This is a genomic window from Paenibacillus sp. CFBP 13594 (genome assembly GCF_014842675.1).
Classification (GTDB): Bacteria; Bacillota; Bacilli; order Paenibacillales; family Paenibacillaceae; genus Paenibacillus; species Paenibacillus amylolyticus_B.
Genome location: NZ_JACYVQ010000002.1, coordinates 680355 through 705383, shown reverse-complemented (window position 1 = coordinate 705383; position 25029 = coordinate 680355). Strand labels below are relative to the sequence as shown.

26 protein-coding genes, 1 tRNA gene and 1 pseudogene are annotated in these 25029 nt (G+C 46.0%); 18 read left to right on the top strand and 10 right to left on the bottom strand.

What is annotated here, in order from left to right; genetic code table 11:
* The first annotated feature begins 16 nt into the window (after window positions 1–16).
* Both IFU39_RS10620 and IFU39_RS10615 read left to right on the top strand, forming a co-directional pair.
* Window positions 17–793: a spermidine synthase gene (locus tag IFU39_RS10620; protein ID WP_197997737.1), complete on the top strand. Its 777-nt coding sequence runs from the start codon at window positions 17–19 to the stop codon at window positions 791–793.
* A gap of 269 nt (window positions 794–1062) precedes the next feature.
* Window positions 1063–2574, top strand: a complete 1512-nt coding sequence (locus IFU39_RS10615; RefSeq protein WP_341072863.1) for a sensor domain-containing diguanylate cyclase — start codon at window positions 1063–1065, stop codon at window positions 2572–2574.
* A 50-nt stretch (window positions 2575–2624) separates the two neighbouring features.
* Here IFU39_RS10615 and IFU39_RS10610 read toward each other — a convergent pair whose 3' ends face one another.
* Window positions 2625–2987, bottom strand: a complete 363-nt coding sequence (locus IFU39_RS10610) for a winged helix-turn-helix transcriptional regulator (protein WP_017689435.1) — start codon at window positions 2985–2987, stop codon at window positions 2625–2627.
* A gap of 223 nt (window positions 2988–3210) precedes the next feature.
* Entirely contained in the window at window positions 3211–4203 is a 993-nt protein-coding gene (locus IFU39_RS10605; RefSeq protein WP_192132482.1) for a Gfo/Idh/MocA family protein, read from the bottom strand.
* 222 nt (window positions 4204–4425) lie between these two features.
* Between IFU39_RS10605 and IFU39_RS10600 the strand changes: the two genes are divergently transcribed.
* Window positions 4426–4510 (top strand) — tRNA-Leu (locus IFU39_RS10600).
* A gap of 106 nt (window positions 4511–4616) precedes the next feature.
* Here IFU39_RS10600 and IFU39_RS10595 read toward each other — a convergent pair.
* Window positions 4617–4802 carry a hypothetical protein gene (locus tag IFU39_RS10595; protein WP_036609735.1) on the bottom strand — a complete coding sequence of 62 codons (186 nt, stop codon included), beginning with the start codon at window positions 4800–4802 and terminating at the stop codon, window positions 4617–4619.
* Window positions 4803–4960: 158 nt separating this feature from the next.
* On the opposite strand from IFU39_RS10595, the gene IFU39_RS10590 reads away from it, so the two are divergent.
* Window positions 4961–6115 carry a sn-glycerol-1-phosphate dehydrogenase gene (locus IFU39_RS10590; protein WP_105598096.1) on the top strand — a complete coding sequence of 385 codons (1155 nt, stop codon included), beginning with the start codon at window positions 4961–4963 and terminating at the stop codon, window positions 6113–6115.
* 223 nt (window positions 6116–6338) lie between these two features.
* Here IFU39_RS10590 and IFU39_RS10585 read toward each other — a convergent pair whose 3' ends face one another.
* Window positions 6339–6935 (bottom strand): helix-turn-helix domain-containing protein, encoded by a 597-nt coding sequence (locus IFU39_RS10585; protein WP_017689431.1) that lies wholly within the window; start codon window positions 6933–6935, stop codon window positions 6339–6341.
* 448 nt (window positions 6936–7383) lie between these two features.
* Between IFU39_RS10585 and IFU39_RS10580 the strand changes: the two are divergent.
* The 10 genes and pseudogenes from IFU39_RS10580 to IFU39_RS10535 all read left to right on the top strand — a co-directional run.
* Window positions 7384–7767: pseudogene (locus IFU39_RS10580) on the top strand (phage holin family protein); the annotation flags it as partial.
* Between the two features lie 285 nt (window positions 7768–8052).
* The gene (locus IFU39_RS10575; protein WP_192132480.1) at window positions 8053–8340 is read left to right on the top strand and encodes a Dabb family protein; all 288 of its coding nucleotides are present in this window, start codon (window positions 8053–8055) and stop codon (window positions 8338–8340) included.
* A 173-nt stretch (window positions 8341–8513) separates the two neighbouring features.
* Window positions 8514–8975, top strand: coding sequence for a DUF86 domain-containing protein (locus IFU39_RS10570; RefSeq protein WP_091017577.1), 462 nt, complete (start codon window positions 8514–8516; stop codon window positions 8973–8975).
* A 10-nt stretch (window positions 8976–8985) separates the two neighbouring features.
* A complete protein-coding gene (locus IFU39_RS10565) occupies window positions 8986–9900 on the top strand; it encodes a DUF4261 domain-containing protein (RefSeq protein WP_105598098.1) in 915 nt (304 codons plus the stop codon).
* Window positions 9901–10085: 185 nt separating this feature from the next.
* A complete protein-coding gene (locus IFU39_RS10560) occupies window positions 10086–10463 on the top strand; it encodes a YtxH domain-containing protein (RefSeq protein ID WP_105598099.1) in 378 nt (125 codons plus the stop codon).
* Between the two features lie 219 nt (window positions 10464–10682).
* Window positions 10683–11492: a glutamate racemase gene (gene racE, locus IFU39_RS10555; RefSeq protein ID WP_076209504.1), complete on the top strand. Its 810-nt coding sequence runs from the start codon at window positions 10683–10685 to the stop codon at window positions 11490–11492.
* Between the two features lie 228 nt (window positions 11493–11720).
* Entirely contained in the window at window positions 11721–12932 is a 1212-nt protein-coding gene (locus tag IFU39_RS10550; RefSeq protein ID WP_105598100.1) for a M14 family metallopeptidase, read from the top strand.
* 196 nt (window positions 12933–13128) lie between these two features.
* The gene (locus IFU39_RS10545; protein ID WP_036670081.1) at window positions 13129–13386 is read left to right on the top strand and encodes a hypothetical protein; all 258 of its coding nucleotides are present in this window, start codon (window positions 13129–13131) and stop codon (window positions 13384–13386) included.
* 142 nt (window positions 13387–13528) lie between these two features.
* The gene (locus IFU39_RS10540) at window positions 13529–13831 is read left to right on the top strand and encodes a heme biosynthesis protein HemY (protein WP_036670085.1); all 303 of its coding nucleotides are present in this window, start codon (window positions 13529–13531) and stop codon (window positions 13829–13831) included.
* A 21-nt stretch (window positions 13832–13852) separates the two neighbouring features.
* Window positions 13853–14074 carry a DUF1450 domain-containing protein gene (locus IFU39_RS10535; protein WP_017689421.1) on the top strand — a complete coding sequence of 74 codons (222 nt, stop codon included), beginning with the start codon at window positions 13853–13855 and terminating at the stop codon, window positions 14072–14074.
* Between the two features lie 106 nt (window positions 14075–14180).
* Here IFU39_RS10535 and IFU39_RS10530 read toward each other — a convergent pair whose 3' ends face one another.
* A complete protein-coding gene (locus IFU39_RS10530; protein ID WP_105598101.1) occupies window positions 14181–14579 on the bottom strand; it encodes a hypothetical protein in 399 nt (132 codons plus the stop codon).
* Between the two features lie 150 nt (window positions 14580–14729).
* On the opposite strand from IFU39_RS10530, the gene IFU39_RS10525 reads away from it, so the two are divergent.
* Both IFU39_RS10525 and IFU39_RS10520 read left to right on the top strand, forming a co-directional pair.
* Complete coding sequence (locus IFU39_RS10525) at window positions 14730–15011, top strand: hypothetical protein (RefSeq protein WP_105598102.1); 282 nt, start codon at window positions 14730–14732, stop codon at window positions 15009–15011.
* Window positions 15012–15185: 174 nt separating this feature from the next.
* The gene (locus tag IFU39_RS10520) at window positions 15186–16016 is read left to right on the top strand and encodes an aldo/keto reductase (protein ID WP_091017566.1); all 831 of its coding nucleotides are present in this window, start codon (window positions 15186–15188) and stop codon (window positions 16014–16016) included.
* Window positions 16017–16371: 355 nt separating this feature from the next.
* Here the strand turns inward: IFU39_RS10520 and IFU39_RS10515 are convergent, their stop codons facing one another.
* From IFU39_RS10515 to IFU39_RS10500, 4 genes are all read right to left on the bottom strand, one after another.
* Complete coding sequence (locus IFU39_RS10515) at window positions 16372–17097, bottom strand: DsbA family oxidoreductase (RefSeq protein WP_105598103.1); 726 nt, start codon at window positions 17095–17097, stop codon at window positions 16372–16374.
* Window positions 17098–17181: 84 nt separating this feature from the next.
* Window positions 17182–17607 carry a cytidine deaminase gene (locus IFU39_RS10510; RefSeq protein WP_197997735.1) on the bottom strand — a complete coding sequence of 142 codons (426 nt, stop codon included), beginning with the start codon at window positions 17605–17607 and terminating at the stop codon, window positions 17182–17184.
* Window positions 17608–17683: 76 nt separating this feature from the next.
* Window positions 17684–19684, bottom strand: coding sequence for an LTA synthase family protein (locus IFU39_RS10505; protein ID WP_105598104.1), 2001 nt, complete (start codon window positions 19682–19684; stop codon window positions 17684–17686).
* 213 nt (window positions 19685–19897) lie between these two features.
* The gene (locus IFU39_RS10500; protein WP_091017560.1) at window positions 19898–21052 is read right to left on the bottom strand and encodes a THUMP domain-containing class I SAM-dependent RNA methyltransferase; all 1155 of its coding nucleotides are present in this window, start codon (window positions 21050–21052) and stop codon (window positions 19898–19900) included.
* A 239-nt stretch (window positions 21053–21291) separates the two neighbouring features.
* On the opposite strand from IFU39_RS10500, the gene IFU39_RS10495 reads away from it, so the two are divergent.
* Window positions 21292–21924 carry an O-methyltransferase gene (locus IFU39_RS10495; RefSeq protein WP_091017777.1) on the top strand — a complete coding sequence of 211 codons (633 nt, stop codon included), beginning with the start codon at window positions 21292–21294 and terminating at the stop codon, window positions 21922–21924.
* A gap of 188 nt (window positions 21925–22112) precedes the next feature.
* Here the strand turns inward: IFU39_RS10495 and IFU39_RS10490 are convergent, their stop codons facing one another.
* Entirely contained in the window at window positions 22113–23324 is a 1212-nt protein-coding gene (locus IFU39_RS10490; protein WP_100529287.1) for an asparaginase, read from the bottom strand.
* Between the two features lie 486 nt (window positions 23325–23810).
* Between IFU39_RS10490 and IFU39_RS10485 the strand changes: the two genes are divergently transcribed.
* Window positions 23811–25013: a cytochrome P450 gene (locus IFU39_RS10485; protein ID WP_091017556.1), complete on the top strand. Its 1203-nt coding sequence runs from the start codon at window positions 23811–23813 to the stop codon at window positions 25011–25013.
* Window positions 25014–25029: the final 16 nt, after the last annotated feature.

Genomic DNA, 25029 nt, shown 5'->3' with positions numbered 1-25029 from the left:
AATAGAATGAAGGTATATGTCGAAAAGGCTTAAGAGATTGAAGGGAGAACGGTTAGTGAGAGTTCTGTATCGGAATAAAAGTGAACAGCATGAGCTGACGGTATATGATACCAAAAAGCTTTATGGAGAGAAGGGCCAGTTTCGTGTATTAGAATTCTCCAACGCAGCTGTGCAGGGAGCCATGGATCTGGATGAGCCTAACCGGGTGGTGTTGGAGTATCCGAGAGCGATGGTGCATTTAATGGAACGGAATGATCCTAAGTTTGATACCGTATTTGTGGTGGGACATGGTATTGGCACATTGCCAACCTACTTGTCTGATCGTCAGGTAAAAGTAGCTGAGCTTGACGCAGAGGTCGTGGAGTTGAGTCAAACCTTTTTTGGATATGAGGGAAGTCCTGTGCTCATCGGGGATGGTCGTGAATTATTAGGCCAGGAACCCGCTGCGACATATGATTATATTATTATTGATGCCTTTACGGCAACGGGTACACCCGAGCAGTTTATATCCAGTGATTTTTTTGCCATGGTCAAGGACAAGCTGGACTCGGACGGAGCTGTGATCCTTAATGTGTTTGGGCGTGCGGGCAACGATCGGCTTGTCAATGCGATCTATACGACACTTCAGGCACAGTTTGCCTATACACGTGCATTCGCATTACCTACAGAAACAGCGGATGAAGTTCAAAATCGCATTTTAATGGGTAGTCATCACCCGATCGAATTTCAGGTTCGTCAGATGGCAGGGTTTGTTGAACAAGAGCCAGAAGAAGGATATATCATTGTCGATTAGGGCGATCCTGAACAGTGATTCTTCCAGGGAAAGTAAAATGTCATTAAATCGTCAATCTTACGATGTAATTGTTAAGATTTCTCAAATTCTTTATTTGATCTTAACAACTTTCGTATAAGATAGAAGGAATATGCCTTTTCATGAAAATCCGGGGGAAGTAAACGATGATTGCACAGATCAAGAGATATAGATTACGAAAAAAAATAAAAAACATCAAGAAGATCAGCCTCACGGCTTTACTCGGTGGGTTGGTCACTATTTCAGTTATAATGACATTGACCCTCATGGTCATCTCATCTTATACATCTCAGAAACAGTCACTCATTGATAACACCCTTTCGCTAAACTATGCAAGCGCTGTGCAAATGAGCCAAACGCTGGATTCGCTTTTTTATTCCATGCAGGAGAGCTTGAAATATGCAGCCAATTATTTCCCGGATATGGATCAGTCCAATACAAAAGAGTTGAATTCCACATTAGATTTGGTTCGCAATAGCAGTAATTTTTTTAATTCCGTTTCTTTGGTAGATAAAGCGGGAGTAATCAGGTCTACCTCACCTTACTCACAGGCTAGTGTAGGTCACCATGTTAGTTCCCATGCAGCAAAAGAAGCGGTTAAATTGAGGACTTCGTATATCTCCGAAGCGTACCAGACACCCAGAACGAAACGCAGAATTGTATTTGTTAGTGAACCGATCTTTGATTCGGCAGGGGAGTACCAAGGAACAATCGGTGGAAATATCTTTTTGCAGGAAAATAATATATTGAGTCTGTCTTTTGGCAGTCAGCTCAAGACAAGTAATGGTTCCTACTTTTTTATTGTGGATAAGAAGGGCACTTTGTTATTTCACCCAAACACCAACCGAATTGGTGAAAATGTCAGTAAAAATGAAGTGGTGCAAAAGCTGCTAGTAAACAAGCACGGTAAAGAACAATACAAAAATCTGGCAGGTGTGGATTCGCTTGCAGGTTATTACAAAGTTCCATCAACAGACTGGGGCGTCGTAATCGTGTCTCCAACCCAAACGGTGTACGATCAGTTGAATCATCATATCCGTATGTTGTTGCTGTACACCTCAGTGCCTTTCCTGATCCTGACCCTTATTGTGGTTCGGGTTGCACGCAAGCTGGCCAGTCCTTTTGCTATGCTGGCTGATTTGGTGAATCAGGTCGATAAGGGACAAGTGGATCTACCGGTGATGAAACCTCACTGGAATAGAGAGGCAGACCTTCTAACAAGAGCAGTTGTTGGCGCATTGGCGAACTTTAGGAAACAGACAAACCAGCTTGTCTATGATGCCAGAACAGATGTTTTAACAGGTATGAACAATCGCAGAACCTTCGAAGAAGTTATTCAGGAATGGATTCAGGATGAGGCGCCATTCTCCATTATTGTTCTGGATATCGACCGCTTCAAGTCCATTAATGATACATTCGGTCATCATGCTGGGGATGAAGTGTTGAAACACATTGCCAATATCATTCAATTGTCTGTTCGACCAGAAGATGTCTGCGCACGGTTTGGTGGAGAGGAATTTGTAGTCTTGTTAAGAAATTCCGAGTCTAACGTAGCTTTTGAGATTGCTGAACGTATCCGAATAACGGTCGAAGAAAGCGTATTGCCTATAGATCGTTCCGTCACCATCTCGGCTGGAATTGCTGAATATCCGAAACACTCCACAACATCCACAGAACTGTTTCACTTGGCGGATAATGCACTGTATCAAGCGAAGGAAGAGGGGCGTAACCGTACGGTTACGATCCAAACGGTTATTAAATAAGCAAGCAAAGAAGCTGTTCCCTAAAAACTAGGAACAGCTTCTTTTGTGTTTTATACCTCTTGTGAGGATCTGGCCAGAACCTCATTTGTATACGTTTCTCCCCAATCTCGCATGCTGAAGATGATCGGCCGTAACGTTTCACCAAATGGTGTGAGGGAATACTCCACTTTAGGTGGGATCTGGGGGTATATTTCACGATGAACAATTCCGCTGCCTTCCAACTCTCGAAGTTGCAGGGTGAGCATACGCTGGGTAATGTCAGGAAACAATTTTCGGATCTCGTTAAATCTCAAAGGACCGGAGAATAAATGATACAAAATGGCACCTTTCCATTTGCCTCCGATCACACTGAGGGTAACTTCCACGGAACAGCCGTATGGCGCGGGACATAGCTTGGTAGCGTCCTTTTTCATTATAAGTACACCTCCACTTTAGGGTGATTTTCTATGGTATCTATTTGGGTGGTTATATTTCATAAAGTACGTATAGTTCATGAAAGAGCATATCACTTATGATGCAGATTATAAACCCTAATTGTAGTCGAAGGCAGATGTGTTGATGTCTATAAGATAAAAAAGAGCCCCGGTTTCAGGCTCTTCTCTGGATGTATAAAATATGAGGATGAGCGTATATACGCTACTTCAGTGACGATAGAATGGAGTCACATAGAGCCATCGTTGCAATATTATCCTTGGCGCTGGAATGTGGGACAGTCTGATTCTGGCAACACGCGATAAAGTGCACCATTTCACCAACAAACCCGCGTAGATAAAGGTCGCGAGAAGCTCCTGACATAGGAGATCCGGAAGGTGTATATACAGTATCTTGCTCCTCGAGAGATTTCCAGGGAAGGCTGGTCGATCTTCGGGATTGATGGACAGTAAGTGTGTTGATATCTTCAGCTGACGCAAATCCGTTGTCAAAGGTGACGAGTACACTTTCACTCTCCCGTGACCAAGCGCTCATGCCGGTAAAATAAGCGCTGCCTACTACGTTATTCTCAAAAACAAGGGAAATGCTTTGATTAATGTGTTCCCCATCCTTCACGGTTGTGCCTGTAACCCGTATTACTTCTCCGAATAAGTAACGCATCAGATCGACCATATGTATGGCAGCGAGCTTCATGAACTGTTCCTCATCCTTGCAAAATGGGGTGCTGTCTACAGCGAATTTCATCTGGAATGAACGTACCTTACCTAGCGAACCACTATCAATGAGCTCCTTCAGCTTCATGTATACGGGAGCATAACGTTTCATAAAACCGACCATGACAACGACGCCGCCTTGCTCGGCAGCCTCTGCTACAGCTGCTGCTTCCGCTGCATTCCATCCGAGTGGCTTATCCACGTATACATTCTTACCAGCTCGAATGCATTCAAGGACAAGAGCGGTCTGATCAACAGGCTGGGCGACCACCACGACTCCGTCACAAGTTTCCTGCTGTAACATAAGCCCAGCGTTATCATACGCTTTTCCGTTGCTGCCAAATCGCAGCAGAGCTGCTTCAGAGCGTTCCATACTGCGTGTGGCAATGGCCTGGATCTGCGCTCCGGCTTCAACAACAGAAGGGTAAATATTCGTGGATGCATGAAACCCGGCACCGATAAAGCACAGATGGGTTGTTTTCAAGGTGGATCTCTCCTTCATTTTTGCATTTGTATGGATGGTATATTTGTTTAATGCTACGATAGGGTGTTTGAAGTTGAGAAAAAAGGACATATGTCCTATTCTTGAATGAATAAAAAAGAAGTTGCATTTTTATTTTGGAGCATGTATACTCTGAATTACGGTAAAACAAGGAATTGCTTCACCGGAATGCTTTTCATCGATGGATGAGGAGATACATATTATGCGGTCGTGGCGGAATTGGCAGACGCGCACGGTTCAGGTCCGTGTGGGCTAACCCCCCGTGGAGGTTCGAGTCCTCTCGACCGCATCTAACCAAAAAAGGTTCGTGAGTTGCTCTAGGGCAACTCACGAACCTTTTTTGGTTTTGTGGATCATTCGTGTGAAGCCTGCATTTTGCTATCAGCATGCTAATGCTAATGTTGCCGCTGGCGCAGAATGACTGCCGTGATGATCCCGGCAATGGCTCCTGCAATACCAAATAGCGTAACACTGGCAACCACTTCAACCGACTGGAGACGAAACAAAAAAGCGATACCACTGCCAAAAGTGGTTCCGGCCAGAAATCCGAGCGAAATTCCTAATTCTTTCGTTAATTTCATTGCTTCACCTACTTGGAAATGTGAGATATGGATTTGCAAATATTGGGTATAGGCAGTAAAGTGTGATCAGGAAAATCATCACATTTTATTTCCTTTTTTATCTTGTGGTTTTAACCCGTTAATTATGCATGATATCTCATATGGGAGGGTAAGAGCGAATGAATATGAACGAACGAATTGCAGCATGGAATGAGGAAGCACAGCAGTGTGCTTGCGGTCATCAACACCGGGTGGTGGATATGCTGATTCATCTGGAAGCTGGGGCCATTCAGAGGTTACCGGGTTATTTGTCTGAGCAAGGATATCGTCAGGTGACGGTTGTTTATGATCGACATACGTTTCAGGCGGCCGGATCTGATGTGCTGAGCAGTGTTCGCGAAGCGGGAATACATGTGGATGAGATCGCTCTGCCGGAAAATCGTGCGGGTGATATCATTGCGGATGAAGCAGCTATTGTACAGGTCATGTTGGGTGTGAAACTGGAAAGTCAGGCTGTAATTGCGGTGGGTTCAGGTACCATTCATGATCTGGTGAGATTTGTTTGTTCCAAAATGAACAAGCCCTTTCTGTCCATACCGACAGCGGCTTCAGTGGATGGGTTTACCTCTGCGGGTGCACCCTTAATTGTAAGCGGCGTCAAACAAACATTTCAGGCTGTTCCGCCAGAGGCTATCTTTGCCGATCTGGATATTCTGGAGCAAGCCCCGCAAGTGATGACAGCTGCCGGATTCGGAGATATGCTTGGTAAATATACTTCACTTGCAGACTGGATTGTTTCTCGTGAACTGGGCGGAGAACCGTTCTGTCCAGTTGCTTATCGGATGACAGAAGAAGCGCTGAATACCTGCATAGATCATGTACAAGCTATTGCGGAGGGGCGAGCAGAGGGAGTAGCTGTGTTAATGGACGCATTAATTGTTTCCGGTATCTCCATGCTGATCATTGACCATTCCCGTCCGGCATCCGGAGGTGAGCATCATCTATCTCACATCTTGGAGATGGATCTGATGCAAGCGGGAGAAAGACCGGTTCTGCATGGTGCCAAAGTTGGCGTAGCTTGTGCATTGCTTACGGTGAAATATAAAGAACTTGCACAGACATCGGGTGAACCGGTGTTTGGGATATATGACCAATTGCCGGAGGCCTCTCAGCTCATTGCATGGTTGGAACAAGTAGGTGGACCTGTGACTACTGAGCAACTCGGTGTAACCCCGGAGATGGTGGAACATGCATTCAACACAGCGCATACGCTTCGTCCTCGATATACCGGATTGAGATATATCAATGAAGTGTTGAACACGAGGTTAGGATGACCTTTTAGAGAAGATGGTCATGACGAAATGCATAAACTTAGCTTGTAGCCGGCTGTGATGGCTCTTTTTGGGAGCAAAAAACGAAAAAGGGTAGGTTATCTGACATTTCTGATGGAATAGCCAGAACAGTGCTTCAAGTCCGAGAGAGAAGGCATGCATTTTATTTTAAAAAAGGCTCTGGCCTCCCTATGGGGAGATCAGAGCCTTTTGGCTGTTCGCTTATTTAGTTGTTGCGACGATCTTTCAAGATGACATCTGCGAACAAAATAGTTTTCGGTATACGGAAAAATTGCTCCGCTTGTTCCTGAAACGCAGCAGAAGGCAGTGTTCCCTGATGCAGCCATTTGCGGAAAGTGCCGGGATGAACCCCGATCCAGTGGCTGACATCTGTCACCGACAGATCATGGACCATACACAAGCCTGTCAAAATACGGTTACTAACCGGAGAACGGGTCACCGTACGCTTCATGAAGCGAGATGACTCGGGTTGACATATGACAGGGCTATTACGCACAACTTCTTCATTGAAGAGAATATGACGCGGGTAGCCGAGTAATTGGCAAGTCTTGTCCAGATTGGTACTGCCGGGTATCCGTCCTTCATATACCCACGCACTGACACTGCGTGAAGAGATGGAGAGGTCTTCAGCAAGCTGGGACAACTTGATATCATTGGCCATCAGCACGGCAAGAAGAACACGATTGCGGATTTGACAGCGTGTCGGTTTTCGGAATCGTTTAACACGGACGCCTTTTCCCAAGTATTTACGGTTGATCAGAGACCACGCCTGGATGGAATGTTGTTCTGGTTGATTAGGCATATTTCCTCCGATTTTTTTTAACCAAATACTACAATAAACAACGGGGTACTTTCAAGTGCCGGGACTACCGGTTACAAATGCGTCAATGCGTGAATTCACGATAAAGAGGGAACTACGAACTAGACCATGCGCAATTCACATCCTAGTATATTCCTAGATTACAATGTTTCACTAAAAATGAAGGGAGAAATTGAACAGGAATAAAAATAATATAGTTCTAATTACTTATTACTAGGTCTAAAGAACTTTTATCTGTTTTTTGTTGATATGATGCGGTTTATTTCCCTGAATTCCCCAAAAGCATGTGATTTTCGTTCTCCTGTTGCGAAGAGGATGTGCACAAATCTGAAATGATAAATCCGCATGTTCAGCATGACATGTGACCTGTCAAATCTCTTACTTTTACATATATTGTATGATACTCAAGTGTAAGGGAGAGGTGAGGAACGTGCATCTATCTGTGAATACCTTTGCTGTCATCTCGGGAGCATTTGTTACGTTTGCTTTTGGCGGATGGGATCAATTGCTGAGCCTGCTCGCGGTCGCGATGGCTGTGGATTATGTAACAGGTTTGGCAGCGGCGGTAAGAACAGGTGCCGGGTTGAATAGCAACATTGGATTCTGGGGGATTGCTCGCAAAGGGCTCATGCTGACGGTTGTTTTGCTTGCTCATCGAATTGATCTGATCATGGGAACCGATTTTATCAAAGGCGGAGCTATTTATTTCTATCTGGTGAATGAACTCATTTCGATTACCGAGAATTATGCCAAAATCGGTCTTCCATTGCCTGCAAAGCTCAGACAGGCCATTGCAGTGTTGAAGAAACAGGAGGATCAGGAGTATCTGGCGAATCGTGAATGGTCCAAACCGCAGCCAACCCCGGACAACATCAAGCAGCAGGCTGAAACAGGACAAACTTTGCAGGATGACTCCGCGAAACAGACGATGGATGGATTGCAAAAGAAATCCGAATCGAAGGGAAACGGTTCGGATTAGTTTTTCTTATCAAGAGAACGTTTCCAAGTATCCTTTCGTAATAGAGAACGTTATGATATATTTTGGATACATGAAAATTCATTCATTTCTACTATTATATTAAACGAGGTGTTTGCCCAGATGATAAAACATATTGTCCTGTTCAAAATGAAAGATCGCTCAGAAGAAAGTATTGAAGCTGCAGCTCAGGTGCTTCGCAATCTGGAAGGTAAAATTGATGTCCTGGTTTCACTTGAAATCGGGATTGATGTGCTTCGCTCGGAGAGATCGTTCGACATTTCACTCACAGCGGAGTTTGCTTCACTGGAGGATCTCCAGGCGTATCAGGTACACCCGCTTCATCAGGAAGTTATCAAGTACATGAACGAAGTCAGAGAACAGTCAATTGCAGTGGACTACGAAATCTGATCTGTCATTCAAACTACGTTGAGATAAAGGGGACTCTGCATGAGCGATTTAAGAGACGTTATGGAATTTCTATATATTTTTGTTGTGTTTCTAATCGCTTGTCCTGTGATGATATTCTGGCTTAAGCGAAGAGGGAAACGGAACCGATAACTCACTGAACGGGAAGTGAACGAATGTATTATGTGAACAGAGAACAGATTGCCCGCCGGCTTGCTGCTGTACCGGAAGTAGCTGAAGGGCTTCGCGGGGCAGCAGAAGCTTGGGACGGCAGTCTCATGCTGGGGATGGTACAGGAACGGTGTCTTCACCTGGCGATCGAGATTGTTACCGATGTGGGAAGTTATCTAATTGACGGTTTCATCATGAGAGATGCGAGCAGCTATGATGATATTATTCAGATTAATTATGAAGAAAAGGTTTTTGATAATCCGACCTATGAGATATTGCGTCAGCTTGTCACGTTACGCAAGCCACTGGTGCAGGATTATTACACTTGGGAGCGGTCTGGGCTCCATCCGCTTAGCGTAGAGTTGCCGAGTATACTTGAACATTTTACTACTCAGGTTAGCGCCTACGTGGAAAAAGAACTTGGTCCTTTCAATACGGCACAGGCCGAGGGACAGCGTAAGGAATGAGGGAAATCGCATGACAAATGAATCAAAAGAATTCAATGAAGCAAATACTGAAAGTAAAGAAACAAATGAATCACCGTCCGGATTCCATCCGGTGTATATGGTTGAACTTTTGTTCCGGGAACGTCCAGAGGTGAATCGCCTGCGTTTGCAGGAAGCAATGATTCGCCATACAGGACAAGTCCGACTGGATGTGAAACAAGAGAGCGGAGGGCAAAAGCATGAGATGCTTGTCTTCTATCATCTGGACCATAAGGTATCCTTCCAGGAAGGGGATATCCCTGCTCAGACTTGCATGCTTCCTGTGAATGAAATCGCAGATCGTGCTCGCTTTGGCGGTGCTCTGCAACAAGCATGGCATTGGCCTGAAGTGGGACAGGTTGTAGAAGCTTCGCAGTACTCCATCCGGATACATGATATGTTCACGGCTGCCATGCCTCGTAAGCAGCGCCTGGAGCTGTTTCAAAAGACTGTACTGGCAATCATGGAAAGTATGACCTGTGACGCGCTGTATTGGTATGGCAGTGACAAGCTCGTTGAACCGGAAGCATATACGCAAGCTCAGGAACGTGAGGAACATCTGTATGCAGCCATGAACGTTCGAATGTATCAAGCCGGAGGTACAGAGGAACAGCGCGGGTTGGTCATGGATACCGTGGGATTATCTGCGCTGGGTGTACCTGATGTCCAGTGTCACTTCGTCGGTCTTGATCCGGATACGGTGGCTCAGACCTTACTGGGTGCAGCGTATTACATATTTGATCAGGGGGATGTTCTGCAAGATGGACAGACGCTGGGTTCTTCAGGTGGACGTCGCTGGCGGTGTGAACATCAGGCGGCATTGATTGCACCGGGACGTTATGTGATTGATTTGGACCCGGGGGATGAGCATGCTGCGGCTGATCTCGAGCCGGCTCGTCAGAACTGAGTTTAAGTCAAGTCATCTGCATCCATTCAAAAATGGCGTTCAGATTATTTTTAACATCTGGAGTGTCAAGCCAAGCCTGTGCTGCTTATAATGCATCAACAGAGTAGGCATTCGCCCGGATGGCTGAGCGACAGACCGTTGCTTCTGATCCGGTACTTAAACAATAGTAAAGGGAGAGATGTGACGTGAAGGATTCTAACAAAAGTTTGTTGTGGGGAGCTCTTATTGGCTCCGTGGTTGGTTCAGTAACGGCATTATTGCTGGCACCAAAATCGGGACGTGAACTTCGTCAGGATATTACAGAAGGTGCTCGTCAGGTATCGGAAAAAGGTCAGGAACTGGCTGGTATCGTGGGAGAACAAAGTTCACAGATTGTATCCAAAGTTAAAGAGACCGCAGATGTTGTGATTCAGGATATTCAATCCTGGCGCAATTGCGCTGAAGGAAAAGAAATTCGCATATCGGCAGCCATTGTTGATAACGAGATTGATAAAGCAGCTGATGAACCCGGAATTGACATTGTAGCGAAGCTTCCTGCGGATGAGTCCAAGGACGACAACTAAGCAAAGCTTGATAAGCAGGCTTTCCTCTATTTAGAGGAGAGCCTGCTTTGTTGCGTGTCCACACATAGGTGACGTAGCGCGGGGATTTAATTTGAACCCTGCGATGAAATCGGGTAAGATGTAGGTACCTTTTTGCCGGAATGTTCATACGGTAGGAAGAAAGCTCTGGGAAACAAACGTTTTGAGAATTAATTCAATGAAGAAGGAAGCGGTGTGTTCGTGCAGCAAGCAATCGCTATATTAGACTCCGGTGTGGGGGGATTGACCGTCGCCAAGGAAGTGATGCGTCAGCTCCCGCGGGAAAAGATCATTTATTTTGGGGATACTGCCCGGACACCGTACGGACCCCGTTCGTCCGAACAAGTAAAACAATTTACGGAACAAATCGTTGATTTCTTGATCCAATTCGATCCGAAGGTTATCGTTATCGCCTGTAACACAGCAACAGCAGCCGCGCTGGAGTATATCCGTGCCAAGGTGAATGTGCCTGTCATTGGTGTTATACATCCGGGTGCGCGGGCCGCAATCACAGCGACACGTACAGGACGTATTGGTGTGATTGGTACCACGGGTACCATAGGTAGTGGGGCTTATACATCGGCACTCAAACAGTTGTCCCCCTATATTGATGTGGTCAGTCAGGCTTGTCCGGCGCTGGTGCCGTTGGTGGAACAAGGTGAATTTCGTTCCGAGCACACGACACATACGGTGGAACAATCATTGGGCGAGATCAAACAACAGCCAATCGATTGTCTTATTCTGGGTTGTACGCATTATCCCTTTCTCATGGACACGATTCAGGAAGTTATGGGGCAGGAAGTGAAGTTAATCAGTTCAGCAGATGAAACGGCACGTGAAATCAGTACGATTTTATATGATAAACGAAAGCTGGCCAGTGGGGATGAGACCCCGGTGCATCAATTTTTCTGCACGGGTGACCCGCGAATGTTCCAGAATATCACCCGTCGATGGTTGGGGGAGCAGATCTCCAAGACCCCTGTTGTCTGGCAGGTAACGCAATTATCATAGTTATACTCAAATTATGCATGAATAAGACTTTTAATTAATGTATTTTGGTTGTGGACTATCTCGGAACTGTGAAGTTCCGGGATTTTTTGTCGTCATTATGCATTAACAGGAGATAAACATGATTCTTGTCACATGACGGACAACCTGACCTGCATACATATGTTACAGACACGAAATTGGTCAGAACTGGACAGGAGACCTGTCTTTTCCTGTGGAAAGGAGAACAACATGGATCTACAGTGGATTATCGTTCAGCGGGGAGATACGTTGCCGCGAATTGCGTCAGCACACCATATGACCAAAGAGTTACTTGCTGCACTGAACCCGGAAGTGGCTTCCCAGCCTTACTTGCTGGCAGGTCAGATGCTGCGTATTGTCCCCGGGACAGGTCGCAGATACGCTGTACCGCCTGGAGAAAGTGTAGGGGAGATTGCAGAGAGATTTGGTCTGGACGAAGAGGTGTTGCGCCAGGCCAATCCCGAAATCACCAATATAACCGACTGGGTTGGTCGCTGTATTCATATTCCGGCTTCGAATGGAAAAACTATTGTAAAGATTCAGGGAGAGTATGGTTATCGAGAATTAATCAGGGATATAGACAAGCTGGAGAATCAATACCCTTTTATCGAAACAGGGTCCATTGGAACAAGTGTCATGGGGAAGTCGCTGCCTTATTTGCGTATTGGGCAAGGGTCGAGACATATCCATGTTAATGCTTCCGTTCATGCGAATGAGTGGTTGACAACAGCAGTTCTGATGAAGTTTATTGAAGAGTATGCCGAGGCGTATGGTGCGCATAGGGCATGGCATCAATACCAGACAGAACGCTGGATGCAAGAGACGACACTCTGGGCCGTGCCGATGGTTAATCCGGACGGGGTCGAACTGGTTCAGGAAGGTGTGGTCAATCAGCATCCACATGCACAGCAGTTGTTAACCTGGAATGCGGACAGATCACATTTTACCCATTGGAAGGCCAACATCAGAGGGGTGGATCTGAATGATCAATTTCCAGCCCATTGGGATGAAGAGGCAGCGAGAAGAGGTATAACCTCACCTGGCCCCAGGGATTATGCGGGGACAGCGCCATTGACAGAACCGGAGGCACAGGCGCTTGCGCAGTGGACGCAGCAACATACATTTGATGTGGTTGTATCCCTGCATAGTCAGGGACAGGAGATCTATTGGAACTACCGTGATCTGGAACCTAGAGAGAGTGGACCGCTGTCGCGTAGACTTGCCAAAGCTTCAGGTTACAAGGCGGTGAAGCTTGGTGGCAGTGATGCCGGATACAAGGACTGGTTTATTCAAGATTTCGGTAGACCGGGCTTCACGGTAGAAGTTGGATTGGGTGTTAATCCCCTTCCCGTAGAGCAGTTTGATGATATTTGTATAGAAGTGGGAATGTTGTTGGCTGAACTGTTATCCAATGGACAATGAGGCAAGACCCCGAATGACGAAGGTGTGAAACTTAACAGTAGATCATTCGTATAACAGGAACGGACGCTATGAGCGACGTTCCGTTTTTATTATTTTTGATAATGGCATGTCACGTCATTCGTTCTGAATGGTTTTCGAACGGGTAATGATGGATGTGCCGTTTCGGCGACATATACAATTATACGGAGGGATTCAAATGAAGTGGAGAAGACTGCTGTCGTTCAAACGATGGACACAAGTTTTCAAAAGGCTCCCCCGGCTGCTCCGGGCTCCGCAGATTCCTTTGGGAGAAAAGTTGTTGTTTATTATTCCGGCGCTGTTATACTGGGTACTTCCTGACGTCATGCCGTTTATGCCCATCGATGATATCGGGGTCACTTTGATTCTGATGAACTGGTTTGTAAGCCGGGCAGAACGTAAATATCCTGTGCTTCAGGAGGGGACACCTTCTTAATTTGCGGCCCAATGGATCGTTTTAACAATGAATTCGCATCAATGTTATTGCGAAGAGCGGTAACTTTCTTTACAATAGATGCTGTAGTTTAAGAATGCTGAAATTGTTGAAACCTGCAATTACAATATAGGAGATGAAGAGAATGAACTGCAAAATTACGCGTAATGCTGCTAAAGTATTGAAGCTTGAATTGGACAAGCCGGAGAACGAAGGAAAAAAACTGCGCGTTGTTATCACACATGCACATGGTGACCATGCTCACTACGGACTTGATCTCGACACACCAAAAGAAAATGATACAGTTGTATCTACCGATAAAGAGATTGATGTCATTCTCGCGAATGATCAGCCTTTGTTGAACGGTGTAAAAATTGATTATCTCTACTTCCCGGAAGAGGGATTTGTTATTACGAATCCGTCCCAAGGCAATCACGGCGACCACTAAGGGCGCGAAGAAGGGGAACTCATGGCTAACGATATCCGCGTATGCGAAAAGTGTAATCATGTTCGACTGAAATCGATTGTGCCCAAGTTGCAAAAAATGGCTCCAGACACGGAGATCAAGATTGGGTGCAAATCCTATTGCGGTCCTTGCGCGAAACGTGCGTTTGTCTTTATCAACGGTCGGTACATCAGTGCGCCGACAGAAGAAGAAGTGCTCGCCAAAGTTGCAAAGTTCGTGAAGTAATAGGATATGATATAACAAGGTGAGTGGAGAAAACTGTCCACACATCACAAAGGAGGGGCTACGTGCTTCTCCTTTTTTTGCGTTTGGGTAGCAGTGAAAGGCTGCTTCAAAATGCGGCATCATCTATCATTTCAGTAATTTGGAAGGTATCTTCTCGAATTTCAATGGCAATGACGGTAGTATCCTTTTTCAGAAAATGTACATGTCCCAGCCGTTCTTCCTCTAATTCCACCCATCCTGTATCCGCTAACTTCTGAAAATAATCCATTGGTGGGTATAGTCCTTGCTCACCCCCAATATGTTTCAGTTCATACTTAACACCTTCTTTAAGAGTGGGATGATCGGAATAAGCTATGTTTTCAATGAGTTTTGCATTGGTTGGAACCGGGATGTCTGGGTTCATGGATGATGCTTTATATCCGTCTATCTCGTATGTTGCAGGAGCGCAGCCTTGTACCCAAATGAGCAAGGGCAACATGCAGAGTGTCAGTAATATTTTCTTCAAATGAATTCCTCCCGACTCAGCATGTTTACCTAATAAACGTAGCGGAATCAATTAAAGTTACGATAAAATCACAAAAGAAGAATAAGGAAGGCTTGTGCTATCCATCCTAAAGGGGTAACAGGAACATGATAATCCCAAGGAGGAATACTCATGCCGAAGCGTTATGATTCCAGTTTGCAAGCCGATACCACCGTATCTCAGGCGCAAAATGCGGTGAACAAGCTTCATTATGCTGTATCTCAGGCCCTGTCTCATCCGACGGCACAGACCATTATACAGGCGGAACGTCGTCTGGCACATACGGAGCAAGCGATGCGACAAGCAGAGCTTTCACTCGGAGGGCAAGGTGTTGAGTTGGCAGAGGAAATGTTCATCGAGGAGAAGAGAAGATTGAATTCAATCCAGAGTCAGCACGGTCAAGGGAATTTATAACGTTCCTGTCACATCAGAACCCGCAGGGCAGCAATGCTTTGCGGGTTTTTCATATCTTTTGCAACGACTCTCGATCCATGGGTTTACTCCGACAGTATGTCGAATGGTCGCTTAAAATTCTGTGAGAAGGTTAATAGAACAAGAGCAGGCAAAATTCCATACGGGAGGTACAGAATGACAAAACATATTACAGATTGTACGATTCTGAACAACGGAGTAACGATGCCATGGCTAGGATTTGGAACATATAAAGCAAAAGGTAAGGAAGTACAACAGGCGGTTGAGACCGCTTTGGAGGTTGGATATCGCAGTATTGATACCGCGTCCATCTATGGCAATGAAGAAGAAGTGGGACAAGCTATTGCAAGCAGTGGTGTTGCCCGTAACGAACTGTTTGTGACGACCAAGCTCTGGAACGAGGATCAGGGATTTGATTCAACGTTGAGAGCATTTGAAGCCAGTCAGAAGGCACTGGGACTGAATGTGATTGATCTTTACTTAATTCACTGGCCTGGCAGAGACCAGTATAAGGAGACGTGGAGAGCATTCGAACGTCTATATAGCGAAGGAAGCATCCGTGCGATTGGTGTGAGTAACTTTCAAGTTCACCATTTGCAAGATATCATAAATGAGGGTGGAACGGTGCCTGCGGTAAATCAGGTAGAGCTGCATCCGGGTCTGATCCAGCAGGAACTTCAGGATTTCTGCGGGGCCCAGGGAATTCAGCTGGAGGCATGGAGTCCTATTATGAAAGGCAAGCTTAACCAAGAGTCCACCCTCAAAGCGCTGGCCCAGAAATATGGGAAAACGCCAGCACAGATCATTCTGCGCTGGGACATTCAGAATCAGATTGTGACGATTCCGAAGTCCGTTACCCCGGAGCGTATTCGTGAGAATGCTGACATCTTTGACTTTGAATTGACACCGGATGAGTTGAGACAAATTGATGCACTGGATTCAGATAAGCGGACGGGGCCACATCCGGATCAACTGTTCTGGGATTAAGTGGGTGGCGCTAATTGAATACAAGTGTTTGATCATAAGTTAGTGGAGGTTCCGGTTACGGAATCGTTCTTCGTGAGTTTAAGATGTAAGCATAATCGGTCACGCTAAGACACTGCGTGTGCAGAACAATATTTCGATCGCCGTTATCCCCGGATTTTTTTGAAAGTCCCTTTATCATGGGAGAAATCCGGTGATAAATGCGAGCGCTCCGCTTCTCCGGCTTTGTTCTGCCCACTTCGTTATCGTGAAAATTATGAATCCATCTTTAGTGGATAGGTATATAGTAAGTAATATACAAAAGCGGCAGGATCAGGGAGTATCCCCTGATCCTGCTGCTTTGTGTGTGTGAATTGGCTTAATTTTTTTTCGGAACTGCGCAGCCGTCATCTGTGCAGACGCCGCTGCCGTCAGCTTCGGTTGTATTGGACTCAACCATGGTGAACGGGGAACGCTCGTCCCAAGCTTTCTGAATAGCGTCCAGGAACACCTCGTCCGGCTGAGCGCCTGACACGGCGAACTTGCGGTCGAATACAAAGAACGGTACGCCGCGGATGCCGAGTTGCTCGCCTTCTGCTTGGTCAGCACGGACATTGTCGGTGAATTGATCACTGGAGAGCACTGCCGTAGCTGCGTCACGATCGAGGCCTACTTCTTCTGCTAACTGAGCCAACACTTCAGTGTCGCCGGAGTGTTTACCTTCAATAAACACAGCTTGGAAGATCCGTTCACTCAGTTCAAGCGCTTTGCCTTGTGTATCCGCCCAGTGTGTCAATCGGTGAGCTGAGAAGGAGTTCGTAGGGATCATGGCATCGATATTGTATTCCAGTCCTGCCGTGCGAGCATTGGCATTCATCTGGGCATTCATACCTTTGGCCTGTTCCACGCTCATATTATATTTGTCAGCCAGATATTCCGAATTGGTTTTACCTGGGTTCAATGCAGCATTTGGATCAAGCTCAAAGCTTTTGAATTGCAGCTTCACTTCATCACGGTGTGGAAACTGTTCCAATACATTCTCCAAGCGGCGTTTGCCGATATAACAGAAAGGGCAGAGAAAATCAGACCATATCTCAATATTCATTATGTTAAACCTCCATTATCCTTTTAGTTGAAACTAATATAGTTACAATTATAAAGCCACTTTCTATAATTCGCAAGGAGATTGCTATTTATCCCGATATGCCTTGGACCAATGATAAGGCTGGATCTCACTCAGTCTCTTGAAGACCAGTTGACCAGAAGGATCGTATACGGCAGCTTTGACTTCTTCGCCCCAGTAAAACAATCGTTCCTGGCATACACCGCAAGGTGTAAGGACCTTAAATTCTGAATGCTCATCATCACGAGCGATACAGAGGGAGTGGGTGACACGTTCGTTCAATTTGTGGGCTTCCAGATAAGCCCCTGTTTCCATACATAGATGCGTGGCATCATTGATAACCTCTGGCGCTACACTAATCAGCAGGGAGCCAGCTTCGGTATAGACGGCACCCGCACCGCCCCATCCCTGAGGATAACGTTGCTTCACAAATTTTGCGGCTGCATTGAACAATTGCTGTTCAATATGGATTGGTTCAGTATGTGATGTCATGTAATGAGAATTCCCCTTTTTGAAATGTAATTCACTTCATTTAGTGTATTTGTTTAGCTTGTCATTACGATATTGCTTATTGCGATGTTACGGCTGAACTGTCTTCCTCTCGAAAGCGCTGAATCAAATCATAGGTAATGACCGTGTCCGAGACATGCAATCGCTTGGTTGCTTCATCATGAGCGGGACGACAAGCGTTGATATCTGTTTTGTCACGTGTGGACAGGTCATAACAAGCGCCGCTCTCGTAGATATAATCATCCGATGGAATATAGAATACAGAACCATCCGAGAATGCGCCATTACGTAGCACAACCGTACGTGCAGACCCGTCATATACATCGTTACCCATATGATAATAGGACTGGTCGGACACCCCGAGCAGATGCAGCACGGATGGGGTGATGTCCAGTTGTCCCGAAGGTTCGTCGAAGGTTCCAGCCGCTGCTCCATCCGGTAAATGCACCAGCAGGGGAACCTCGTTCATGATCTGTGCCATATCCAGTTCATTCAATGAGCGTCCCAGGAACTGCTCGTATTGTGATTGTTCCTTGATCGAGTTGTCGTGGTCCCCGTAGAACATAAAGATGGTATTTTCCCATAATCCCCGATTTTTCAGATCCTCCACCATTTTGCCGAGCGCCGAATCCACGTAATGTACGGATTGCAGATAGTTACCAAACATGGTTCCCTGAAACTCGCCTACATCCAGTTGTTGTTTTTCTTTCGGCAATGCATACGGATGGTGACTGCTGAGTGTAATGAGGAAGGAATAGAACGGTTCGGTCACCTCACTACTCATTTTCTCAACGGATTGGCGGAAAAAGGATTCATCAGACAGGGACCAGCCAAGCGGGTCATCCTGTGCAAAATCATTTTTGCTATAAAACTTGTCGTACTTCATGTTCTGATACATCGTATACCGATTCCAGAAGCCGCTCTCATAAGCGTGAAATACGTTGGTGCTGTACCCGTTGTCCTTCAGGATAGAAGGGAGGGAATCATACGTATGGTCTGCATACCGTACAAAGGCCGAACCAACCGGAAGTGGATGTAGGGAAATGTTTGCTCCAAAATCGGCATCGGACGTTCTACCCTGACCGGTCTGGTGATAAAAGTGACTGTAATACTGACTTTCCTTCATCAGTTCATTAAAATGGGGTGTGATCTCCTGACCCCCAATGCTCTGGCCAATCATGAAGTTCATAAAAGCCTCACCCTGGACAATGATCACGTTGCTGTCTTTATATTTGCCAAACAAGGCATCATTCTGCGGGGCAGTTTCTTGCCTTTCAGCGAAGAACGCTTTTGCTTGCTCAACATCAGCGGGATCAGCCTGCGGCCCGGAGCCGATGTGGTCTTTGGCATAGTTGTACAGATCATAACCGTGAAAAGCGAGCAGTCCGGTCACATTATACATGGATACATTCCACCAGTTGTTATCGAACAGGCCTTTGGCCCATGTTTTGCTGTAAAAATAAATCGGGCCGACAGCGAGGCCAAGTCCCAGCACAAGGGCGATGCTGCCAGCCGTGAGACGGCGGCGCAACCGTGCCTTGCCATCGTTATACGAATAACTCCCGTAACCAGTAACAGATGTACTGGAGTGCTTCGAACGGTAACGTCTACTGAACATTACGATAGTTGCGAACGGAATGACGACAAGCCAATCGGCAAAGAACCAGAGATCACTTGTGTAAATCAATGTAGCGATGCTGTCACCCAATGCGTCAACTTGTCTCGCCTGCAACAATACCGGAATGGTCAAGAAATCCTGGAAATAGCGATAATACACCATATCGGCGTAGATTAGTGCGGTAAGCAGCAGGTTAAGGACCGCGAGAGACACGATCATGCCTCTACGTGGCAGCAACCAGGTCCAGAAGGACAAGAGTAGTAAAGATCCAATGGCAATGACTTTATCCAGCAGTCCCATCGTAATGTTATAAGCGTGAAGATTGTGATGGAGCCACATGAGTTTGAGCAGCATGAGCACAAGAAAAATAAGATATAACGTTAATGGATGATATAGAAGCCCGCGTGGCATGGAGCTGCGCGTAGGCCGAGTGACAACCATATGTATGTCCCCCTTGCTTTTGTTGTTTTGTTATCGGAATGTAAAATAGGGCTCCATCCATTATAGCGTGGCCTCATGTGTTTTCAACTATGCCTCAGAAGAATTGATTTCTGCGGAAGTGAAGGTCGATGAAGGAGAATTCATATGACCAGAAAAGCGCACAAAAAAAGCGCCCCGGCCATGGGTGGCTGGAGCACTTTATATTTGGAACAATTATGAAGATTGTGGTGTTTTATTTCGTGGAGGCAGTGGGCCCAAATACTGATAGTATTGGGTTTCAATGCGTCCGTTGAACAACTTGCGACGTTTGTCTGCCTTATGACCAAAATACTCCTCAAAAGCTTTGGTCGACGTGATTGCAAAAAAGGACCATGTTGGCATGTCGAGGTAACTGCGCCCTAATGAGCGGAGCAACTTCTGAACTTCTTTTTCTTCACTCAAACGTTCACCATATGGGGGATTGGTAATGATAACACCATATTCACCCTGTGGTCTTGCGCGATGCGCGGGCAGAACGCTGACTTCAATGTCTTTAGCAAAGCCTGCGCTCTTGATTGCAGCCTGAGCTACTTCAATCGCTTCCGGATCAATGTCGCTGCCCGAGATTTGTAACGGGATATCGTCACGTACAGCATCGAATGCTTCTTCACGCGCCTGTTCCCATAATTCTTCAGGAATGACAGCCCAGTCCTCAGAGTTGAAGGTCCGACGAAGTCCTGGTGCAATGTTCCAGCCGATCATGGCGGCTTCGATCAGCATTGTGCCTGATCCACAGCATGGGTCATAGAATGGACGGGATACATTCCAGCGGCTGAGCTGAATAAGAGCTGCAGCAAGTGTTTCTTTGAGTGGCGCTTCGGTAACGAGTTTACGATAACCCCGTTTATGAAGACCCGGTCCCGTTGTATCTAAAGTAAGCAGGGCGCGATCGTTCAGCAGAATGACCTCAATTACATAACGAGACCCGTCCTCTGGGAACCACTCTGTGTCATAAGTCAGTTTCAGTTTCTCTACGATTGCTTTTTTCACGATCCCTTGTGATGCAGGCACACTGCTTAACTGAGATTTTTGAGAGCGACCTTCTACAGGGAATTCGCCGTCGGCTGGAATCCACTCTTCCCAAGGCAGTGCTTTGGTGCCTTCAAACAATTCGTCAAATGTCGTAGCAGGGAATTCACCCATTTTCACCAATACGCGATCCGAACTTCTCAGCCACAGATTACAACGGCATATATCAATATAATCTCCTGTGAAGAAAACCCGGCCGTTGTCGATCGTAACATCTTCATACCCCAGTTGCTTCAGTTCCCGGGCAACAACAGCCTCGAGTCCCATCGCCGAGGTTGCAATCAATTGCAATTGAGCCATGTGATTCATTTCAACTCCATTTCAAGCTGGAGAAGGGAAATCCTTCTCTCTGCTGTATAGTAACGGTGCGGCCTTGCCGCTTTCCGTGAAAAAACTTACAATGAGAAATGCGGTGAACGTATGCATTCCTCTTTCGAGGTGATGCACCAGTCAACCGCCTGTGTTGATAACAAACATTTATTATAGAACATTGGCATCCATATGGAAAGCAGTCCAAGTGTCCAAGGAGGATTTTAGTGGTGAATCTGACCCCTGATGAATATGTAAATCAATTATTTCAAGAGGATGAGCTTTTGCTGAAAGTGAAAGAGGCTATCCGTTCGAATGGTATGCCGGAAGTTTCGGTGGCTGCGGCGTATGGACGACTGCTCACGTTTCTAGCGAAGACATCCAAAGCAGAAGCTGCGCTCGAAATCGGCGTATTAGGCGGTTACAGTGGGATATGCATTGCACGCGGGTTGCGTGAGAATGGAACCCTGACTTCGCTGGAACTGAGAGAGGAATATGCGGCAATGGCGCGTGGTCATCTGGAAGAAGGCGGTTTTGGCGAAAAGGTAGAGTACCGCATTGGTCCGGCCGCAGATAGCCTGGAACAATTGGAGCAGGAGGGTCGCACATTCGATTTCTTCTTTATTGACGCAGATAAGGAGAATTATCCGGTATATCTTGACTATGCCATTAAGCTGGCCCGGCCAGGTGCGGTCATTGTAGGTGATAATTGTTTCCTGCGTGGTCGTACGCTGAATCCGGACAAGCAGGGACCGGCTGTGCTTGCTGTTCGTCGCTTCAATGAACAGATGGCGAGTGACCCGCGCTTGGTGACGACCATGTTGCCGGACTACGATGGGCTCGTACTTGCCTGGGTGAAGTGAAAGTGGATATTTCCTAAAGATAAAACTCCGATGGAACACGATCTCACGCTTTTATGTTTGTGAGGGGGATCGTGATTCTGTTCGGAGTTTTCTAAAAACACACAAAGAAAGAGATGACAACATTTTGAAGGACAGAAAATGTGTCGTCTCTTTCTTTGTGTTTACAGATATCTTTGTAGTAGTTCTATTTATACTTCAGGTGTTCCGTACGTTTCGAACCATTTTTTGATGGTGTCAAAATCATCACTGAAGGACAAGCCCAGCATCAATAATACACGAGCTTGTTGTGGACTCAGGTTGTCACCTGCAATGATGCCTTTGCCGCCGCCGTATACACTTCCCGAACCCGTCCGAGTGGTGGTGACAAAGATAACACCTTCTTCAATGGCTTTGGTACGAGCTTGTCCCATAGCTCTGGAGATACCGCCAGCTCCGGTACCGGAAGTCACGATTCCTTTGGCACCGCTGCTCACGAATCCTTCAATGGCTCCGCCGCCAGCTTCTTGATATGAGATCGCAATTTCTACTTTGGCCAGATCTGCCTTTGTAATTTTACTTAGATCAAATACGGGCTTTGCTGTGCCTTCAGGTTTCAACGCACGTGCAGGAGCGCGGTAGATTCGAATGTTTTCTTCATCAATATATCCTACAGCACCGAGCATCGGCGTTTCAAACGTATCTGTCCGATAATCATTTGTCTTGGTTACACCACGAGCAAGCTGGATTGTGTCATTCAACATGAGTACAGTGCCGAATGAAGTGGTACGACCACTGCCTGCAAGTTTGATTGCGTTGTACAGATTGGCTTGAGCGTCAGAACCGATGACAGTCCATGGACGCATGGAGCCTGTGATGACGACTGGTTTGTCACTCTGAACCGTCATATCGAGGAAATAAGCGATTTCTTCCATTGTATCTGTACCCGTGGTAACGACAACACTGTCATACATTGCCAGAGCTTTGTCTACCGTCTGCGACAAGTCATAGAGGTCGGTCATGCTATAGGAACCTGAACCTGAATTTCCGAACTGGAGTGTGCTAACATCAGCAATCTTCTGTTTATCCGGTAAGGCGTCTACCATCTCTCCAATCGGAAGTGTGCCTGCCTTGTAATTCTGGAAGCTGGTGGCATCCTCGGATTGTCCGGCAATCGTTCCGCCAGTTCCGATTACCAATACATTAGGTAGTGCAGATTGCTTGGAAGAGTCTGGTATTGCGGGAATGGAAGTATTGCGAGCTGGGGTAGTGGTTGCTGTCTGAACAGCACCTGTTGTGCCTTTCACCTCTACCGTAGCTGCGTGCGCGGCGTAGGTTCCAATGGGGGACAACGAGATGGTTAATGCTGTTAAAGCTGCGGTACTCCATACAGCCCAGGGACGAAGATTGGATGTTTTACTCATGAATAGCACTCTCCTTCAAGTAAGTGTGATGTTAAGTTTGTTAAGAAGAATATGTATACCATTTCAAATTGATTGTATTTCATGTTAAGTAATATGACAAACTTAGATAATGGTAGAGTAATCGGTTACATTCGTAGATAATGAGAGTAAAATGATTATTTATGAGGAATTACGAAAGAATATTCATTCTGATAGAGATATATAAGAGCTGGTTTTAGGAGTTTTGAAGAGAAATATGCCTTCGTTGTGTTATTTAATATTACATATTGAGTCTTTTGTCCTGATAAAATGAAGCATTTTAATAAAAGAATGTCGAATTGGGACGCATATCAGAAGTAGGTAACAGAATAAGAGGATGATAGTAACGCATATTAGGTAATGGGGATCAATTACGGTCTAAAGAGTGGTTTCGTTATAGAGTTATGTTTATAATAGGGGTGATTAACATATGTAAATAAATATATAATATTGATTGGAGGAGAAACGATGAAACAGGCACCGAGAAAGTATGCAAATTACATTCCGATTCGGGAACTGGAGACTTTGGAAGAGAGGTTACTTCCCTTCAAGGTGTATGCAGAACTTCGTGATAACACTCCAGTCCGATATGATGAGCATCGAGAATGTTGGGATGTTTTCGGGTATGAAGATGTGAAGTACGTTCTGAAAAATCCCAAACTGTTCTCTTCTGCACGTGATCGTGCCAATACGAGCATGTTGACGACAGACCCTCCCAAACACAAACAGCTGCGTGATCTGGTGAACCAGGCGTTTACACCCAAGGCAATTGAAGCATTGGCTCCGCGTATTCAGGAAATCACAGATGAGTTAATTGCTCCACACCTGTCAGAAGGACATATGGAACTTATTGATGACCTTGCAACACCATTGCCCGTCATTGTCATTGCGGAATTGATCGGAGTCCCTGCGGCGGATCGTCAAAAGTTCAAAGACTGGTCTGATGTATTGGTGAAAGGCGCACGTGACGATAGTGAGCAGGCCTTCCAGGAGTTATTGGAGGAGAAAAAAAGAAATATGCAGGAGTTGCATATCTATTTCACTGGCATTATGGAAGAACGTCGGTTGCAGCCAGAGGATGATCTGATCTCATTACTGCTTGCTGCGGAGATTGATGGTCAGAAATTGACTGCAGATGAAGTGGTAGGCTTCTGTATTCTTCTACTTGCTGCCGGTAATGAAACAACAACCAACCTGATTACCAATGCGGTTCGTATCCTATCCGAACAACCTGAGCTACAACAGGAGTTGCGCGAACATCCTGAACGGATTACTTCTGCGATTGAAGAGACGCTGCGATATTATCCGCCAATTGTCGCGATTGGGCGGGTCGCCAAGGAAACTGTAGAGTTGAATGGTCAGACGATTCAAGCTGGAGAGCAGGTGATTTCCTGGGTTGGAGCTGCTAATCGGGACAGTGCCCAATTTGAACACCCGGAAGATTTCATCTCTGATCGCAAGCCGAACAGACATATGGGCTTTGGTTTTGGCATTCATTTTTGTTTGGGTGCACCACTCGCTCGATTGGAGGCAAGGGTAGTTCTTCATACATTGCTTCAGCACATGGGAAACATTCAACTTGTGCCGGGAACGGCTCTGGAACCGATACAAAGTGCTTTTGTATTTGGTGTGAAACATTATCCGATACAATTCAATCTAATAAATAAATGATGAATGGCGCATGAAT